Origin of the sequence: Pseudoduganella aquatica (assembly GCF_020865585.1) — a bacterium.
GTDB classification, from domain to species: domain Bacteria; phylum Pseudomonadota; class Gammaproteobacteria; order Burkholderiales; family Burkholderiaceae_D; genus Rugamonas; species Rugamonas aquatica_A.
The window spans coordinates 5,201,272-5,218,385 of the sequence record NZ_CP086370.1 but is presented as its reverse complement, the minus strand read 5'-3'; the positions used below and the strand labels follow the sequence as shown (position 1 = coordinate 5,218,385).

The window sequence follows — 17,114 nt, the reverse complement described above, 5'->3', positions numbered from 1 at the left end:
TCAACCTAGCGACACGATATGACCAGCACCACCGAAGAACACGACCTGGGCGACGACGATCTCCTGTGCCAGCAACTGGGCTTGCCCGCACGGGGCGTGAGCCTGGTGAAGATGGAGGGGCGGGTGTTCCTGCGCATCGCCGGCGAGGTGAAGGCCGAGGGCCTGACCGTGCCTTACCAGCTGGTGCCCGCGCAGGGCGTACTGGCCAAGCCGTCCAAGTGGCGCAAGATGGACACCGAGGCGCGCAGCGCGCTGCTGCGCGAACGCAGCGGCGACAAGGCGATCCACGACCTGCATGAACAGGCGACCGGCTTTGTGCACGAAATCGCCGCCGCAGCCGAGGACTACGATTTCGACGCGATGAGCTTCCTGCACACGCTGGACGACTTGCAGACATCCCTGATGGCCGGCGAGGTGTTCGACCGCATCCGCCAGCGCCTGGACCACGCCATCGAGCGCCAGACCGAGGAGCGCTACGCCGAGCGTACCAAGCAGAGCATCAACCTGGCCGAATACCCGGATTCCTTCGAGGTGGCGCGCCGCCTGCCGCGCCGCTTTGTCGCGCTGCTGGGGCCGACCAATTCGGGCAAGACGCACCGCGCCATCGAGGCGCTGGCAAAGGCGCCGAGCGGCATCTACCTGGCGCCGCTGCGCTTGCTGGCGCTGGAGAACTACGAGCGCCTGCAGGAGTTCAAGCAGCACGGCAAGCCGCTGGCTGTGAGCCTGGTGACGGGCGAGGAGCGCCGCCTGGCCGAAGGGGCAACCCACGTGGCGAGCACGGTGGAAATGCTGGATACGCGCACGCCGGTGGACGTGGCCGTGATCGACGAGATCCAGATGCTGGCGGACCGCGACCGTGGCGCCGCCTGGACCGCCGCCGTGTGCGGCGCGCCGGCGCGGACCGTGTACCTGGTGGGCGCACCGGAAGCGCGCCGCGCCATCGAGGCGCTGGCCGAGCGGCTGGAGTGTCCATTGGAAGTGCATATCCTGAAACGCAAGGCGCCGCTGTCGATGGAGGCCACCTCGGTGCGCAAGGTGCGCAACCTGCGCAAGGGCGACGCGGTGATCGCCTTCTCGCGCCGCGAAGTGCTGATGTGGCGCGACATGGTGACCGAAGCCGGGCTGTCGGTGGCCACCGTGTACGGCAACCTGTCGCCCGAGGTGCGGCGCGCGCAGGCGCAGCGCTTCCGCGAAGGGCAGGCCGACGTGGTGGTAGGCACGGATGCCATCGCCATGGGCCTGAACATGCCGATCTCGCGCATAGTGATGACCACCAGCGTGAAGTACAACGGCTACGAGGAAGAGGAAATCCCGGCCGCGCTGGCGCGCCAGATCGCGGGCAGGGCGGGGCGCTACGGCATCCACGAGGAAGGCCTGGTGGCGGGCTTTGACGACGATACGCACCAGGTGATGCGCTCGCTGCTGAAGGAGAAGCTGGCGCCGCTGAACACCAGCGGCTTCTCGGTGGCGCCCACGCTGGAGCATTTGCACCGCATCGCCTCGGTCACCAGCGAGACCTCGCTGGCCAAGCTGCTCAAGCGCTTCGTGCACAATATCGACGTGCCGGACGGCTTCTTCTATCCGCGCATTACGGAAGACCAGACCAGCCGCGCCGAATGGCTGGACAGCCTGCCGCTGTCGGTGGCGGACAAGTTCACGCTGTCGCTGGTGCCGGTGTCGAGCAAGGTGATGTCCTTGCAGCGCGCCTGGGAGCACTGGGCCTTGTCGCTGTCGCGCGCCAAGCCCACGCGGCTGAAGGCGGACGACTTTGCGCTTTCCTATCTGTCGCTGCAGGAGGTGGAGGATACCTGCCGCCTGTATTCCGCCTACGCCTGGCTGGGCTACCGCTTGCCCGAGTTCTTCCCGGACATCGAACTGGCGCAGGAGTTGTCGCGCCGCGCTTCCGAACGCGTGGACTCCGTGCTGCAGGACCAGAACGCCGTCAGCCGAAAGCGCCATCCCAAGCGCTGGCGCTGACTTCTGTTTATGGACGTTCCAGCGTCACGCTCATCAGGCCGATCACGCTGTCGTTGCTGAGCGTGCGCAGGGTCAGGCTGCGCAAGGGTTTCTTCGGATCGAGCGCGATGGCGAGCGCCGTCGCCGCGCCGCCGGGCACCACGCCGCCGCTGCTTTGCAGGCGCACCGCGCCGGTCTTCAGGTCCACGCGCGGCGGTACGGGCTGCGGGCGGCTGAACTGGTAGTCGTCGATAAAGTAGTCCTGCTCGATGGGCCACCAGTTGACCGGGTTGTGCAGCGCCAGCCGCGCGGTGGTGCCGTCCGCGTAATGCACCAGCACTTCGCCGTTGTCGATGCGGCTCTGCATGAAGTTGGTGGAGCCGGCCATCAGCAGCCAGGCCTGCCGCGCCTTGCCCGCCAGCGGGATCTCCACTGATTTTGGATAGTTGTCCCACTGCGAGGTGAAGACGATGTTGCGCGCCTGCCCGCCGGCCGGTGTGGCGAAGGGCACGCCGTTGGGCATGCGCAGCAAGCCGCCGTTGGCTGCGGCCACCGCGCGCAGGCCGCTGTCGTCAATCTCCGCCGTGGCGTTGACGTGGCCGGCCCATGCGCCTATGCCTTGCGCCGGCAGCGACAGCGAAACATGGGGCGAGCGCGGGGACTGGTATTTGCCGGGCGCGAAGATGTCCTGCACCTTGTCGTTGAAATAGGGCGCAAGGCTGACGGTTTCCAGTGTTGCGCCGCGCTTGTCGGTATTCCAGTCCGTTGCGGGCGGCAGCGCGGCGGCGCGCGGCGCGCCTGCGGCCGCAGCGTTGGCCGTAGCCGCTGCCACGGTCCTTGCGCCCGCCCATTCGATGGCGATGGCCGTCTCGCGCGCCATGGGCGCTTCGATCAGCAGCGCGGCCTGGCCCACGGATGCGGGATCGCGCCGCCACGCTGCGGGTGCGCCGTTGACGGTGACGCGCTGCACGCGCTGGTAGGCTTGCGGAATGCGCAGCGTGACGGTGCGGAAGCGCTGCGCGGACTGCGTGACCGTCCAGCGTTCGGCCTTGCCGCTGCGGGTGAAGTCCAGCCCCAGGTCTGGATGCGCAAGGCGCGCATGGTTCCATGACGCGGGGAAGCCAGGACGCACGGTGAGCGTGCCGGCCAGCGCGTCCGGCGCCACGCCGAACAGGCCTTCCACCATGGCGCGCGACATGACGCCCGCGCCGTCGGCGAAGTCGCGCTGCGATTCGCGGCGGTACGCGTCCAGGTAGTTCATGCTGCCCACGTTTCCGGGCGAGATGCCCATATACATGCTGGCCAGCAGGGCGCTTTTCGCCAGCAGGAAGGCCTCGCCGGCGCTGCCGGCCTGCCACAGCGCCAGTGCAGTATGCAGGTTCTCGCCCATCACCACGTTGTTGATGGACCAGGAGTAGGGCATCCAGTCGCTGGTGGGCAGCACATGGTAGGCCGCGTCGGCGGGCACGCCCGGCCCGCTGACCGGGATGGGCTTCAGGCGCCGCTTGAGCGCGGCGGCCATGCGCTGCGCCTCCTGCGGCGTGGGCACGCCGGAATCGATGGTGTGATAGAAGCTCCACAGGCCGTAGCTGGGGTGCAGCAGCTGCGCGCCCAGCAGGTCTTTGTATTCGGCGAAAGCGCCTTCCTCCGGCATCCACAGGTGGGCGCGCATGGCTTGCGCTATCAGCTCCGCTTCGCGCTCATAGGGCTGCGCGTCCTTGCCCAGCAGGCGGGCGATGCGTGCCGCGCTGCGGTTGGCGTACACATTGTAGGCCGATGCGTGGCTGGCGCCGCCGCCGTTGTAGTACAGGTCGTCGCTGGCCCAGATGTTGGCGTAGCCTTCGTACAGCGGCAGCTTGGCGGGGCCGAATTCGCGCCGGAACAGGCGGCGCTCCCAGGCCAGGTGGCTTTCTATCACGGGCCATGCGCTGCGCGCGTACTCCACGTCGCCTGTCCACAGCAGATGCCGGAACAGCGCGTCCATGAAGACCATATTCATGTCGTAGTGCGAGTTGGACAGGTCGCCGTTGGAATGCAGGCCGGCCTCGTTGCGCGCCAGGTTGGAAACGGTGTCCGCGCCGGGCAGCCGGTCCGGGATGGGCTGCGTGTTCTGGCGCGGCGTCCACGCGCCCAGGTTGCTGCGCGCGCGGGCGTGCCAGCCCAGCACATCCAGCGCATACGGGCCGCGCCAGCCGAGCAGCTTGGTGCGCCAGGCGATGGCGCCGTGCATGATGGCCTGGTCGGCTTCGTCCCACAGCGCGTCGGCGGCGACGTTGAGCGCGCCCACGGCGGCGTTCAGATAAGGGTCGGGCGTATCGATGCTGACCGTGCGGCGCAGCGCGGCGAAGTGCTGCTGCGTTTCGGCGAACAGCGCGGGCAGCTGGCTGCGCGCATATTGCGGGTCGAGCGGGATGATTTTTTTCGGCGCGGCGGCGGGCTTGCCTGCGGTGACGGCCTTGTACTGGTCGAGGTCCTGCGCGGGCGCACCGCCGGGCAGGCGTTGCAGGGACAGCAGCAAGGGCGCGTCGTTTTGCAGCGGCACGCGGCCAAGGACGATGGGCGAGGCAGTTTTTTCCGCAGCCGCTTCGGCGGATTGTGGTGCAAGCAGCGCGGGCAGGTCGTTCCACTGCGCGCCGTCGGCTATGCGCAGCGTGCTGCCGGCCGGCGCCACGCCTGCGATAAGGCCGGCGCGGCTGGCCAGGGTGTAGCCGTCGCCGTCCAGCGTGATGCGGTTGCCGCTGGCGTGTTCGGGTTGGAACTGGAAGTATTCGCTGATGGGAACCTTCTCGGTGCCGATGTCGCCGTCGCGCACGCCGCGCGCGCCGTTCACGCCGCCGTAGGCCCATACCAGTTCGGCCCCTGCGCCCAGTCCTTGGGCTTCGGTGCGCACGATCAGTCCCTCAGTGCGCGCATAGGCCAGCGCCACGATGCTGACGACGCCGCTGGGGCCGAAGGCAGGGTCGCGGATCTCGTAGCGCAGTTCGCCGGGCCGGTAGCGCGTGGTGATGGCGGCGGCCTGGTGCAGCCACACCGCGCCGGCGGCGGTGCGCACGGCCAGGCGCAGGTTGCCGCCACGGCCGGGCAGGTAGAGCAGGAACTCGGGCTTGTCGCCGCCGTCGGCGCGGAAGGCTGTGTTGCCGCCATAAAGCGAGCGGTTGAAGAACTCGGCGCCGTTGTCGATGACGAAGTCTTGTCCGTCCGGCCGATAACGCAGCGCCTGCTGCACGCGGCCCTCCAGGTTGGGCCGCAGCCCTCCGGTGGCGGAGGGACCGGCCCCGGCGGCAAGCCCGGCGGCCTGCGCCAGCATGGCTGCGGCGAGCGCGCGGCGCACAAAACTTTTCATTGCAACCCCAGCAGTGGATATGCACCAGATGATAGCGGCAGGCGCTTCAGCTGTGGCCGTCCGCCGGATCATCTTTGTGATTGTTGACGCTGAGGCCGCTGAGCAAACCATGCCCGCTTAACTGCATTTCATCCCCGCGAAAATGCCGTTTATCCCAAGTCCGTTGTCTGGTTTGCACGCATTGCATACAGTGTTTGAACCGGCCACAAAACAAGTGTTGGCTGGCCTTGCAACCTTTTTCGAACCGAACGAATACTAAGGATGGGCCTCATCATGAAAAAAATTATTCTGGCAGTGCTGCTGGGGGCAGCGTCGCTGGCCGCCGTTGCCCAAAACATGCAAACCGACGAGTCGGTGCAGGTTCCCGGCCGTGCGCTGAAGATAGAACTGCCAGCCCTGCCGCTGCATATGGACCGTGACCAGAGCGGCGCCTTCCGTGGCAGCTACACGCTGTCCAATGGCCAGATGCTGCACCTGCGCCAGTACGGCATCGCCGGTACGGCTTTGTACGCCGAAATCGATCAGCAAGGCCCGCGCAAGCTGGTTGCCGCTTCGCCCAATTCCTTCGTTGCGGTGGACCGTAGCCTGAAGGTGACGCTGGAACTGAAGCCGGACGGCGACGCCGGCGGCGAAGTGCTGATGCGGGTGCCCGCGCAGCGCATGGCGGACGGCACGCTGAGCCAGGCGAAAGTGATCTCGGCGACGGTGCGCTAAACCTAGGGCGCGCTGGCCTGGGGCATGGGCAGCCCGTAGCTGCGGTAGATGCGGAGCAGGGCGCCGTCCTTGGCCATGGCCTCGTAGGCCAATCGCCACGCGCCCGCTTCATGCTCGCCGAAGTCCTTGCCGCCGGCCAGCCACATGTCGGCCGATTCCACCAGCATGCCGGTCTGGAAGCTGGCGGGATTGCGGCCGGTCGCGCGTATCTTTTCCATATTGATGACGTTGCCGCCGTACAGCGCGTCGACGATGCCGCGCTCGACCATGCGCACCATGTCCTCGAGCTTGGTAGCCTGCACGATCTGCGCTTCGTTGAACTGGCGGCCGAGCAGCTGCGCCAGGTTGGGTGAGCCGCGCAGCACCACGATGCGCAGCTTGCGGGCCTGCTCCAGCGTGGTAATGGGCTTGTCGCCTTGGCGGTTGATAAAGACGAAATGCTGGGTGTCCAGCTTCACCAGCCAGGTGTACTGCGCTTCGCGTTCCGGTGTGCGGGTCAGCGGCAGGATGGCCGTGTGCGGCCCATGCTGGGCCAGCGCGATGGCGCGCGCCCAGGGGTAGAACGATACCTTGACCGGGTTGCCGGTGCGCTTGAGCAATTGCTCCACCACTTCCACGTGCAGGCCGGGGTGCTGAGGCTGGCCTTCGATGGCGTAGGGCGGCAGGTCGCCGGTGACGATGCTCAGGCGCGCGGCCTCGTCCGCCTGCGCGGGCAGCGTTCCCAGCAGCAGCGGCAGCAATAACCACATCGCCAGCACAGTACGGCCGAGGGAGTGGCGGCCCACCATCATTCTTTCACTTTCAGTATCTCCGGCATTGATACTTCCCATTCTACCTGTAGCCGTGCGGCAATGCACCCTGGCATTGTTTTTGTCTCCGCAGCCACGGTACGGTATGATCTTGCGCAATCGACAAAGGAGTTGGTTTGCGTTTCTTATTGGCATGGATTTACATGGTGGCGCTGCTGGGCGCAGGGCTGGCCGGCGCCGCCGTGGCGGCGCAGCCGGCGGTGGTGCCCGCCACGCTGCCGGCCGTGCTGATGCCGTCCGCGCCGGACAAGGCACTCAGCCAGTTCCGCCTGGACGGCTGGCAGATAGAGCAGGGCTTGCCGCAGAACGCCGTGTCGGCGCTGGCCCATACCAGCGACGGCTATCTGTGGGTGGGCACGCTGGGCGGGCTGGCCCGCTTCGACGGCGCCCGCTTCACCACCTTCGATGCCTCCGAATTCGCCGACTTGGCGTCCCAGCCGGTGCTGGGCCTGATGCAGGACGCGCAGAAAAATCTGTGGATAGGACACAACAAGGGCGCGGCCATCTACCGCGACGGCAAGTTCAAACCCATGTTTTCCGCCGGGCAACTCGGCGACCAGCGCGTGTGGGCGTTTGCCCAGGCGCCGGACGGCGCCGTGTGGGCCGCCACCAGCAATGGGCTGGTGCGCTGGGCCAAAGGCGTGACCAGGTATTACCGCGAGGCCGACGGCCTGCCCACCGACCGCCTGCGCGCGCTGGCCTTTGACCGCGACGGCGTGCTGTGGATCGCCAGTTCGGGCGGCGGCCTGGTGTCGTTCTCGGGCGGGCGCTTCACGGTGCTGAACCCGGCCAGCGGCTTCCCCCATCTGCAAGTGCGCTCGGTGCTGGCCGACCCGGCCGGCGGCGTGTGGGCCGCCACGGCGGGCGGCGGGCTGGCGCGCGTGAAGGACGGCAAGATCAAGGTGTACACCGTGGCCGACGGCCTACCCACCGACCAGCTGACAGGCATCACGCGCGACCAGCACGGCACGCTATGGATAGGCACCTGGGGCAGCGGCGTGGTGCGCATGGTGGGCGAGCATTTCAGCGCCATCGCCAGCGGCGGCGGCCTGGCGGGCGACCATATCTGGTCCATCCATACCGACCACGAGGGCAGCGTGTGGGTCGGCACCTGGGTCAGCGGCCTGGTGCGGCTGCGCGACCGCGCTTTCGGCGTGCTGGGCGTGCCGGAAGGGCTGTCGCATGACAATGTGCGCTCGGTGCTGCACGGGCGCAACGGCGTGACCTGGCTGGCCACCGCCGGCGGCGGCCTGAACCGCGTCGACGCGGCCGGCATCACCGTGCTGGGCAAGAAGGACGGCCTGCCCAGCGAGGAAATCTCCAGCCTGATGGAAGACCGCGACGGCGCGCTGTGGATAGGCAGCTACACCGGCGGCGCCGCGCGCCTGCTGCAAGGCAAGGTCACCGTGTACGGCACGGCGCAGGGCATGCCCAGTTCGGAAGTGCGGGTGCTGTACCAGGACCGGCAGGGCGTGGTCTGGGCCGGCACCCAGTCCGGCATCGCGCGGCTGGACGGCAAGGTCTTTGCGCCGCTGCGCACGCCGGGCGCGCCGTCCGGCGGCGTGTCGTCCATCCTGCAGGACAAGGACGGCAACTTGTGGTTCGGCACCACCGGCGAAGGCCTGGCGCGCTACCGCGACGGCGTCTTCAAGACACTGACGGCGGCCGACGGCCTGCTGTCGAACTGGATCATGTCGCTGTACGAGGACAAGGCCGGCACCCTGTGGATAGGCAGCAATGGCGACGGCCTGAATCGTATGCGCGGCCAGCAACTGAGCAGCATCCGCCCCGCCGACGGCCTGTGGGACGGCACCTGCCTGAGCATACTGGAGGACGGCCAGGGCTATTTCTGGATCAGCGGCAACCGCGGCTTCCACCGCGTGGCGCGCAGCGAGCTGGATGCGTTTGCGGAAGGGCGGCTGGCCAGGGTGAGTTCGGCCGGTTTCGGCCCCGGCGATTCCCTGCGCAGCACCACGTTTGCGGGCGGGCTGCAGCCGACCAGCGCCATGGATGGCGCGGGCAACCTGCTGCTGCCGTCGGCCAAGGGACTGGTGCTGGTGGATCCGCGCCATCTGCCGGAAAGCGGCCAGCCGCCCGCCGTGCGCCTGGAACGCGTGACGGTGAACGGCGCCGTTCAGCCGCTGGCGGCGCAGCTGGCCCTGCCGCCGGGGCCAGTCACGCTGGCCATCCAGTACCGCGCCGAGACGCTGCTCAACGCCGAGCGGGCGCGCTTCCGCTACCAGATGGAGGGACTGGCGCCGCGCTGGATCGACGCCGGCGAGAACCGGGAAGTGTCGTTCCCTGCGCTGGCGCACGGCAGCTACCGCTTGCGCGTCGCCGCCAGCATAGACGGCAAGAGCTGGAGCGAGGGCGGCCCTGTGCTGGCCATTACGGTGCAGCCCTTCTTCTACGAGACGTTCTGGTTCGCGGGGCTGATGCTGAGTGCCCTGGCGGCCGGCGTGTATCTGCTGTTCCGTCTGCGCGTGCGCCATCTGCGCATCCGCCACGCGGAAATGCAGCGCCTGGTGGCCGAGAAGACCGAGGCGCTGAAGCAGGCCAACGAGCATTTGTCGCGCCTGTCCTTTGTCGATGCGCTGACCGGGCTGGCGAACCGGCGCCGCTTCGACGAGGTGCTGAACGACGAGTGGAACCGCGCCGGCCGCAACAACGCGCCGCTGGCGCTGGTGATCGCCGACATCGACAGCTTCAAATCCTATAACGATGCGCTGGGCCACCAGGAAGGCGACCGCTGCCTGGCGGCCGTGGCGGCCGTGTTCGCCAGCCAGGCCCGGCGCGCGGGCGATCTGGCCGCGCGCTACGGCGGCGAGGAATTCGTGCTGCTGATGCCGGGGATGGCGCAGGCGGCCGCGCTGGCCGTCGCCGAAGAACTGCGCGCCGCCTGCGAGGCGCTGGCCATCAGCCATCCCGCCTCGCCGGTCAGCCCGGTGGTGACGCTGAGCCTGGGCGTGACGGTGTGCGTTCCTGCGGAAGGCAAGTCGATCAACGGCTTCATCCTTGAGGCGGACACGGCGCTCTACCGTGCCAAGAATGAGGGCCGCAACCGCGTGTGCGCGTGAGCGGTCAGGTTTGTTCCAGGTAGGATCTGCCGAACACGCCGATCAGCGTGAACAGCCACAGCACCGCGCCTATCACGCACCAGACGATGTTGGCGGTGGTGAGCTGGTCGTTGCCCTGGCCCTGGGCATCGCCGCAGGCTGCGTTGATGTGTTCCTGGGCGGCCAGGTAGCAAAAGCTCATCGGTGCAAGGATCAGCAGCGAGCACAGGCCTGCGATAGTGCTGCCTACGCTGGACTTGATCAGCTGCTCCAGCACCGCGCTTGCCAGCAGCAGCACAACCAGCTGCCAGGCGGTGCTGCGGTAATTCCATGGCGCCGCGCCCAGGTCTTCGGCGCGGGACGCTACCTTGCGCAGCAGCGCATGCACAAAAAAGACCGAGAAAATGGCGCGCGGCACCGGCCACACGCTGTCTGCGCTGGCGCGGCGATACTGGTTCCAGTTCTTGAAATGCCAGAACAGCTGGTAAATGCCGACGGTGGCGAAAAACAGGATCAGGAACTTGCGCTGCGAAACCACGTAAAACGGATGGCCGGCGGTGCTGTCGTGAATAGGGCTAAGTTCGGCTTTGGGCGGGGCGTAAACGTTGTCGGTCATAGGATGGGCAGATGAGGTTTGCGAATGGAAAAAGTTTCCATGTGGATATTAGCCTCTTGCGTAAAGCGCAAAACTATTCAATTGTCACGGCGGGGCGGTATGATAGTTATTCCAATCACTTGCGAGAATGATCATGCCGACGTCCCTTTTGCTTGCGAAGAATGACCAGCTGGGGCTGGAAATGCTGTCCAGCCTGGTGAACCGCCACGGCTGCATCACCGGCGCCACCGGCACCGGCAAGACGGTCACGCTGCAAAAGATGGCGCAGTCGCTGTCCGACATCGGGGTGCCGGTGTTCATGGCGGACGTGAAGGGCGACCTGTCCGGCATCGCCAAGCCCGGCGCGCTGAGCGAGAAGATGGGCAAGCGGCTGGCGGCGCTGAAGCTGGACGCGCCGCAGTGGGCAGGCTGCCCGGTGACGTTCTGGGATGTGTTCGGCCAGCAGGGCCATCCGGTGCGCGCCACCGTGTCCGACCTGGGGCCGCTGCTGCTGGCGCGCATGCTGAACCTGAACGACACCCAGGAAGGCGTGCTGCAGCTGGTGTTCCGCATTGCCGACGACAACGGCCTGCTGCTGCTCGACACCAAGGACCTGCGCGCCATGCTGCAGCACGTGGGCGACAACGCGGCCGATTACAAGACCAGCTACGGCAACATCAGCGCCGCCAGCATAGGCGCGATCCAGCGCGGGCTGATCGCCATCGAGGAGCAGGGCGGCGACCAGTTCTTCGGCGAGCCCATGCTCAATATCGACGACCTGCTGCAAACCGATGCGGCCGGCAAGGGCGTGGTCAACATCCTGTGCGCGGACAAGCTGATGAATGCGCCGCGCCTGTACGCGGTGTTCCTGCTGTGGATGCTGTCCGAGCTGTTCGAGCAGCTGCCGGAAGTGGGCGACCTGGACAAGCCCAAGCTGGTGTTCTTCTTCGACGAGGCGCACCTGCTGTTCGCCGAGGCGCCCAAGGCGCTGCTGCAGAAGATAGAGCAGGTGGTGCGGCTGATACGCTCCAAGGGCGTGGGGGTGTTCTTCATCACGCAGAACCCGCTCGACATTCCGGACACGGTGCTGGGCCAGCTTGGCAACCGCGTGCAGCACGCGCTGCGCGCCTACACGCCGCGCGACCAGAAGGCGGTGAAGGCCGCCGCCGAGACCTTCCGCCCGAATCCCGCGCTGGACGTGGCGCAGGTGATTACCGAACTGGGCGTGGGCGAGGCGCTGGTGTCCTTCCTGGACGAGAAGGGCACGCCGCAGATCGTGCAGCGCGCCTTCATCCTGCCACCGGCCAGCCAGCTTGGCCCCATCGACGCCGCCGAGCGCAAGGCCGCCATCGACGGTTCCGTGGTGGCGGGCGTCTACGAAAAAACGGTGGACCGGGAGTCGGCCTACGAACAGCTGAACAGCCGCTTGGCCAGCACGGCGCGCGCGGGCGACGACCGCCCGGCCGCCGCCGGACGCGGCAATGCGCCGCCGCAATATCAGCCGCAGTCCCAGCCCCAGGCTCAGCCAGCCCCGGCCGACGACAGCTCCATCTTCGGCGACGTGCTGGGCGGCCTGTTCGGCAAATCCGGCAAGCGCGACACTGCCGTGCAAGCGATGGTGAAATCGGCCGCCCGCAGCATAGGTTCGCAAGTGGGCCGCGAGATCATCCGTGGCGTGCTGGGCTCCATCCTGAAGAAGCGCTAGACGCGGCTGCCGACCCCAGCGGACTGATGAGAAGGGTTCGTTTGAAAACACTCATTGCATGGTGCATAATTGGTCAATGAAAGCCGCAGCTGACACCTTTGTCATTGGGGATTTGCCCCAGCTCCGACTGATCGCATGGAACCGCAATCCACATGATGCGATCACCGGAGAGGAGGCGTTCGATCTCTACGAAAGGAACTGGCGTTTTGTTGACGAAGCTGCCATGCCTGCTCGCGAGCGCGCCGTCGTTGAGTGGCTGATTCGCGAATACGGCCATGGCATCTTGCATGTTTGACCGGCCTCATCACCAACGTGTCGCCAAATTCCTCGCCTGCCTGGACGCAGAGTTCCTTGCCCAGTCCGATTGCTATTTCGGTGGCGGAACGGCTATCACCCTGTCTTTGGGCGAGTACAGGGAATCGGCGGATGTTGACTTCCTGTGCAGCTCGATTGATGGATATCGAGCCTTGCGCAATACGATCAGCAATACCTCTCTGGGGACCATTCTTGCCGGGCCTGTGGAATTGGCGCGTGAAGTACGCGCAGACCGCTATGGGATTCTAACCTTTGTTCGGGTTGATGGCGTGCCGATAAAATTTGAGATTGTTAGCGAGGGCCGAATCAATATTAGCGGCAGCATGGATCTCTTGCTTGGTGTTCCGACGCTGGCGCGTGAGGATATGTACGCTGAAAAGTTGCTTGCCAACGCTGACCGGCATGGCGATCTTTCCGCGCTGAGCCGCGATGCCATTGATTTGGCAATGCTTATTCAGCACTGGGGAGCGATCCCCGACGAGGCTTGGGCCAAGGCACGTGTGCCATACGGCCAAAGCATCGATACTGCCTACAGCCAAGCTATCTAGCTGGTGAGCGATTCTGGCTACTTGGCGTCCTGCTTGAAGAAGATGCATATGGCCCCAGCCTTTGCCGAGAGTATCCCCGAGTTGTTGCTTGGTTCTTTGCCGGACGTCTAAGGCGGCGCAAGCCGGATTTGTTCAGAAATCCGGCGTTCTGGCTAGACTGGTTAATTTTGCGTGAGGCGCGCATACTCGGCCGCTCCATCTTGCCGTCCGACCAGAACGCCTTATGAATCTGCACGCCCCTGCCACCACGATATCCGATGCCAGCCTGAGCCGCGAGGAGCTGGAACAGCACCTGGCGCTCTCCGTCCGCCATTTCTCCAACTGCGACTTCAGCGATGCGGACCTGTCGCGCCTGGACCTGCAATCCTGCACCTTTGAGCGTTGCGCGTTCGGCGAGGCGGTGCTGTATGCCTGCAAGCTGTCGCATTCCAAATGGCTGCGCTGCCGCGCCGGCGGGGCCGACTTCGAGGCGGCCGACCTGGTGGACGCGCAATTCCAGGGCTGCGACCTGAACAACACGAAGTGGCGCAGGGCCAAGCTGGCCTCGGCCAGCTATCGCGGCTGCAAGCTGACCGGCGCGTCCTTCGAGGAAGTGTCCCATCTCGGCGCGTCGTTCGAGGATTGCTTGCTGGTGGGCGCCGACCTGCGCGGCTTCTCTTTCCGCAAGGCCGAACTGAAGAACCTGGACTTCTCGGACGCCGACCTGTCCGGCTGCGACTTCCGCGACGCCGTCTTTGAAGGCGGCAGCCTGCGCGACGCCATCCTCAAGCTGTCCCGCTTCGACAACGCCGACCTGCGCAGCGCGGAGATCGGCGGCCTGAAACTGAACGACGCCAAAATGTTCCGCGGCGCCGTCATCTCCCACGCGCAGGCCGCCGCCGTGCTGAGGGAGATGGGCCTGATCGTTGCATGAACAAGGGGATTAATGCGCGTGCTCGCTGGGGCCTTGCTTCGGCGGCACGGTGAAGCTGACGGTCTGGCTGCCGAGGATTTTGTGGCTGGGGTCCGCAATCTCGAGCAGCACCTTGTGCGGGCCGGGCGTGAGGCCGACCAGGATCAGGGGATCGGTGCTGGTGTGCGCCCAGGTGCCTTTCCAGTCGTCCACCGTGACGTGGATGTGGCCGAGGTGGGGCGATACGGCCACCGCTTCCTTGCCGAACACCGGCAGCACGCGCAGGTTCTCGGTGCGGTGCTGGATGATGACCACGCCCCGGGCCAGCGCGTCCGGCAGCGGCGCGTAAGCGATCAGCTTGGGCGCCGGCTCGGATGCGAGCGGAATCACGGCGGCGGGACGGCCCGCTTCGGAAGCGGTTTGCGCTCCGGCCATGGTGCAGAGCGACGCGCCTGCGATGACGGCGGCCGCCGCTGCCAGGTGTTTCAGTAAGCTTGGCATCATGATTCCTTCGTTGTGGGCTGGGGATTCCATTAGACGCCGCTGGTGTAGCTGCCGTTTGTCCGGTTTGCGGCGGGGGGGACGGATTTTGTGTCTGCGCGCCGTGTGGACACAGAGCGATACAATCGGGCGAACCGGCTGGGCGCCAGGCCCACGTGGCGGCTGAACGCCGTGCTGAAGGTGCTGGCCGAGCTGTAGCCGACGCGCTCGGCAACCGTGGCCAGGCGCAGGTCCTGCCGGCGCAGCATGTCCTTGGCCAGCGCCATGCGCCAGGCCAGCAGATATTCCATGGGCGGCAGCCCCACCGCCTGTGAGAAGCGTTCGAAAAAGGCCGAGCGCGACAGCGCGGCGGCTTTCGCCAGCTGCGCCATCGTCCATGCGCGCGAGGGCTCGCCGTGCATGGAGCGCATGGCCGCCGCCAGCCTGTCGTCGGCCAGTCCGCGCAGCAGTCCGGGCGGTGCTTGCGCTGTGGAGGCCAGCCGCAGCGCTTCGATCAGCAGCACTTCCACAAAGCGTGTCAGCACCACGCTGCGGCCCGGCCGGTCCGCCTCGGACTCCTCGCGCACCAGCCGCACCAGCACCGCCAGCCGTTCCACACCGCGCACATGCACCAGCGGCGGCAGCAGGGACACCAGCAAGGCCGCATCCGGCGAATCGAAGGCGAAGGCGCCGCCCAGCAGGCGCACATCGGGCGCGCCGTCCTGCGTGCCGTGGCGCATGTCGGGCTGCGCCGTGTCGGCTGCATCGGCCGCGGCGGGTTCGATTTGCACGGGCAACGCGGGTTCGAAGCCGGACATGGTGAAGCCTGGCGTTTCCGGTAGTAGCACAAAGTCTCCTGCTTCCAGTGTGACGGTGTCCTGGCCGTCGACAGCGAGCAGGCAGCTCCCTTCCAGCACCGCGCAAAAACCCGGTTGGCCGAATGCCGCATAACGCACCGCCCACGCGCCAGCGCCGCTGATGCCTTTCGACAGCACCGCGCGCGGCTGTAACAGGGAAATGAGTTGGGACAGGGGATCGCTCATCGCTGGACGCTAGCAAATGAAATGTGGACTCTTTATTGTAGTTCGTCCTGCGGCGCTCCGCTATCGTTATGGCTGTCCCAACCCACACTGAAATACACACCATGAAAACCGTACTGATTACCGGATGCTCCTCGGGCTATGGCCTGGAAACCGCGCGCCATTTCCACGCCCAGGGCTGGAACGTTATCGCCACCATGCGCACGCCGCGCGAGGACTTGCTGCCGCGCAGCGAACGCATGCGGGTGCTGGCGCTGGACGTTACCAGCGCCGACAGCATTGCTGCGGCGCTTGAAGCGAGCGGGCCGATCGATGTGCTGGTGAACAACGCGGGCATCGGCTTGTTCGGCGCATTCGAGGCCACGCCGATGGCTACGGTGCGCGAGGTGTTCGACACCAATACCTTTGGCACGATGGCGATGACGCAGGCCGTGCTGCCGCAGTTCCGCACCCGCCGGTCGGGCGTGGTGGTGAATGTGACTTCCAGCGCCGTACTGGCGCCCATGCCGCTGGTGGCGGCCTACACCGCCAGCAAGATGGCGGTGGAAGGCTTTACCGCGTCGCTGGCGTTTGAGCTGGAAGGCTTTGGCCTGCAAGTCAAGCTGGTGCAGCCGGGCTATGGCCCCAGCACCGCATTCACCGCGAACACCGGCGCGCGCCTGGAGGGATTGATACCGGAAGCCTACGCGCCGTATGCGCAGAGCGTTTTCGCCGCGTTCACGCAGCCGGCCGCTGTCACCACGGAGGGGGATGTGGCGCAGCAGGTCTGGCGCGCTGCGAATGATACGTCCGGCCGGCTGCGCTTTGCTGCGGGCGCAGATGCGGTGGCGCTGGCAGGAGCCCAAGCCTAGCTTGCGCGCAGGGACTGGGGCGGGCGCATCCCGCCGCTGCCGGGTCTTATGGACCCAGGCCTTTTCCCGGGAGCGAGGCGTCTTCGCTGCGCCAGCGTGCGGCGTCGCTCATGACGCTGCCCAGCAGGACCGAGATGGGGCGGGCGATGCTGCGCGTGATGGCCCAGGCCAGCAGTATGCCGCCCAGCACCGACAGGCCGGCCAGTGCGCCCAACATCAGCCGCGCGTGCGTGGCCGCCTCTTTGCTGGCGGCCACCACCATTTCGTTCTGCTGGGTCTGGATTTGCGCCAGCCGGGACAGCGCCGCGTTCCAGCGCGCCTGTATCGGCGCCAACTGCGTGACGATGAGCGTGGTGGCTTTGCTGCTGGCGTGCTGCTGGGCGGCGCTGATGATGTCTTCGATTAGCGTTTCCGAGGCGCTGGCCGCGTTGTCGGCATCGCGCAGCGCCTGCAGCTCATCCTCGCTGGCGGACGACTCCGCCAGCATATTCTTCAGGGCGGCCTGCTCCGTTGAATACGCCTTGTCGGCCAGGTCAATCTGGCGGATTTCGGCGCTGATGTCGTTGTCCTTGCTCAGCAGGACGGCATTGCGCAGCGCGACCATGCGCTCGGCCAGGGCCATCTGCATGGCCGACGCCAGGGCTGCCTCGCGCTGGTTGACGCGGGTGATCTCGTCGAGGTTGGCCTGCATCAGGTCCATGCGGTTCAGGCCGTAGGCGGCGGTGGCCGCCAGCAGGGCGATCTGGATGGTAAAGGCCAGGGCCAGCTTGGTACCAATGCGTAAATGTGCGGTTTTCATGGCTTCCCTTC

At 66.5% G+C, this 17,114-nt stretch carries 14 protein-coding genes; 8 read left to right on the top strand and 6 right to left on the bottom strand.

Annotated features, from left to right (window positions below; genetic code table 11):
- Window positions 1–18 precede the first annotated feature (18 nt).
- Window positions 19–1,977 (top strand): helicase-related protein, encoded by a 1,959-nt coding sequence (locus tag KT882_RS23335; RefSeq protein WP_228893440.1) that lies wholly within the window; start codon window positions 19–21, stop codon window positions 1,975–1,977.
- Between the two features lie 7 nt (window positions 1,978–1,984).
- On the opposite strand, the gene KT882_RS23330 is transcribed toward KT882_RS23335, so the two are convergent.
- Window positions 1,985–5,299, bottom strand: a complete 3,315-nt coding sequence (locus KT882_RS23330; RefSeq protein ID WP_228893439.1) for a DUF4450 domain-containing protein — start codon at window positions 5,297–5,299, stop codon at window positions 1,985–1,987.
- Window positions 5,300–5,572: 273 nt separating this feature from the next.
- Here KT882_RS23330 and KT882_RS23325 point away from each other — a divergent pair, with 273 nt between their 5' ends.
- The gene (locus KT882_RS23325) at window positions 5,573–6,013 is read left to right on the top strand and encodes a hypothetical protein (RefSeq protein ID WP_228893438.1); all 441 of its coding nucleotides are present in this window, start codon (window positions 5,573–5,575) and stop codon (window positions 6,011–6,013) included.
- 2 nt (window positions 6,014–6,015) lie between these two features.
- Here the strand turns inward: KT882_RS23325 and KT882_RS23320 are convergent, their stop codons facing one another.
- Window positions 6,016–6,804, bottom strand: a complete 789-nt coding sequence (locus KT882_RS23320; protein WP_161074735.1) for a substrate-binding periplasmic protein — start codon at window positions 6,802–6,804, stop codon at window positions 6,016–6,018.
- 134 nt (window positions 6,805–6,938) lie between these two features.
- Here KT882_RS23320 and KT882_RS23315 point away from each other — a divergent pair, with 134 nt between their 5' ends.
- Complete coding sequence (locus KT882_RS23315) at window positions 6,939–9,899, top strand: two-component regulator propeller domain-containing protein (RefSeq protein ID WP_228893437.1); 2,961 nt, start codon at window positions 6,939–6,941, stop codon at window positions 9,897–9,899.
- 4 nt (window positions 9,900–9,903) lie between these two features.
- Here KT882_RS23315 and KT882_RS23310 read toward each other — a convergent pair whose 3' ends face one another.
- Window positions 9,904–10,494: a hypothetical protein gene (locus KT882_RS23310; protein WP_161074737.1), complete on the bottom strand. Its 591-nt coding sequence runs from the start codon at window positions 10,492–10,494 to the stop codon at window positions 9,904–9,906.
- A gap of 133 nt (window positions 10,495–10,627) precedes the next feature.
- Between KT882_RS23310 and KT882_RS23305 the strand changes: the two genes are divergently transcribed.
- From KT882_RS23305 to KT882_RS23290, 4 genes are all read left to right on the top strand, one after another.
- Window positions 10,628–12,178, top strand: a complete 1,551-nt coding sequence (locus KT882_RS23305; protein WP_228893436.1) for a helicase HerA-like C-terminal domain-containing protein — start codon at window positions 10,628–10,630, stop codon at window positions 12,176–12,178.
- Window positions 12,179–12,254: 76 nt separating this feature from the next.
- Complete coding sequence (locus tag KT882_RS23300) at window positions 12,255–12,473, top strand: hypothetical protein (RefSeq protein ID WP_228893435.1); 219 nt, start codon at window positions 12,255–12,257, stop codon at window positions 12,471–12,473.
- Window positions 12,466–13,041, top strand: coding sequence for a nucleotidyl transferase AbiEii/AbiGii toxin family protein (locus KT882_RS23295; RefSeq protein WP_228893434.1), 576 nt, complete (start codon window positions 12,466–12,468; stop codon window positions 13,039–13,041). The genes KT882_RS23300 and KT882_RS23295 overlap by 8 nt, the downstream gene beginning before the upstream one ends.
- Window positions 13,042–13,264: 223 nt before the next feature.
- The gene (locus tag KT882_RS23290; RefSeq protein ID WP_161074741.1) at window positions 13,265–13,954 is read left to right on the top strand and encodes a pentapeptide repeat-containing protein; all 690 of its coding nucleotides are present in this window, start codon (window positions 13,265–13,267) and stop codon (window positions 13,952–13,954) included.
- Between the two features lie 9 nt (window positions 13,955–13,963).
- Here the strand turns inward: KT882_RS23290 and KT882_RS23285 are convergent, their stop codons facing one another.
- Window positions 13,964–14,437 carry a DUF6130 family protein gene (locus KT882_RS23285; protein ID WP_308807778.1) on the bottom strand — a complete coding sequence of 158 codons (474 nt, stop codon included), beginning with the start codon at window positions 14,435–14,437 and terminating at the stop codon, window positions 13,964–13,966.
- A gap of 29 nt (window positions 14,438–14,466) precedes the next feature.
- Window positions 14,467–15,456 carry an AraC family transcriptional regulator gene (locus KT882_RS23280; protein ID WP_228893433.1) on the bottom strand — a complete coding sequence of 330 codons (990 nt, stop codon included), beginning with the start codon at window positions 15,454–15,456 and terminating at the stop codon, window positions 14,467–14,469.
- Window positions 15,457–15,557: 101 nt separating this feature from the next.
- On the opposite strand from KT882_RS23280, the gene KT882_RS23275 reads away from it, so the two are divergent.
- Window positions 15,558–16,304, top strand: a complete 747-nt coding sequence (locus tag KT882_RS23275; protein ID WP_161074743.1) for an SDR family oxidoreductase — start codon at window positions 15,558–15,560, stop codon at window positions 16,302–16,304.
- 46 nt (window positions 16,305–16,350) lie between these two features.
- Here KT882_RS23275 and KT882_RS23270 read toward each other — a convergent pair whose 3' ends face one another.
- Complete coding sequence (locus KT882_RS23270; protein WP_161074744.1) at window positions 16,351–17,103, bottom strand: MCP four helix bundle domain-containing protein; 753 nt, start codon at window positions 17,101–17,103, stop codon at window positions 16,351–16,353.
- Between the last annotated feature and the right edge of the window lie 11 nt (window positions 17,104–17,114).

What these genes read in the sequence shown, in the direction of transcription:
- KT882_RS23335 (WP_228893440.1), top strand. Translation starts at nt 19, where the DNA reads ATGACCAGCACCACCGAAGAACACGACCTGGGCGACGACGATCTCCTG.
- KT882_RS23330 (WP_228893439.1), bottom strand. Translation starts at nt 5,299, where the DNA reads ATGAAAAGTTTTGTGCGCCGCGCGCTCGCCGCAGCCATGCTGGCGCAG.
- KT882_RS23325 (WP_228893438.1), top strand. Translation starts at nt 5,573, where the DNA reads ATGAAAAAAATTATTCTGGCAGTGCTGCTGGGGGCAGCGTCGCTGGCC.
- KT882_RS23320 (WP_161074735.1), bottom strand. Translation starts at nt 6,804, where the DNA reads ATGATGGTGGGCCGCCACTCCCTCGGCCGTACTGTGCTGGCGATGTGG.
- KT882_RS23310 (WP_161074737.1), bottom strand. Translation starts at nt 10,494, where the DNA reads ATGACCGACAACGTTTACGCCCCGCCCAAAGCCGAACTTAGCCCTATT.
- KT882_RS23305 (WP_228893436.1), top strand. Translation starts at nt 10,628, where the DNA reads ATGCCGACGTCCCTTTTGCTTGCGAAGAATGACCAGCTGGGGCTGGAA.
- KT882_RS23300 (WP_228893435.1), top strand. Translation starts at nt 12,255, where the DNA reads ATGAAAGCCGCAGCTGACACCTTTGTCATTGGGGATTTGCCCCAGCTC.
- KT882_RS23295 (WP_228893434.1), top strand. Translation starts at nt 12,466, where the DNA reads ATGTTTGACCGGCCTCATCACCAACGTGTCGCCAAATTCCTCGCCTGC.
- KT882_RS23290 (WP_161074741.1), top strand. Translation starts at nt 13,265, where the DNA reads ATGAATCTGCACGCCCCTGCCACCACGATATCCGATGCCAGCCTGAGC.
- KT882_RS23285 (WP_308807778.1), bottom strand. Translation starts at nt 14,437, where the DNA reads ATGATGCCAAGCTTACTGAAACACCTGGCAGCGGCGGCCGCCGTCATC.
- KT882_RS23280 (WP_228893433.1), bottom strand. Translation starts at nt 15,456, where the DNA reads ATGAGCGATCCCCTGTCCCAACTCATTTCCCTGTTACAGCCGCGCGCG.
- KT882_RS23275 (WP_161074743.1), top strand. Translation starts at nt 15,558, where the DNA reads ATGAAAACCGTACTGATTACCGGATGCTCCTCGGGCTATGGCCTGGAA.
- KT882_RS23270 (WP_161074744.1), bottom strand. Translation starts at nt 17,103, where the DNA reads ATGAAAACCGCACATTTACGCATTGGTACCAAGCTGGCCCTGGCCTTT.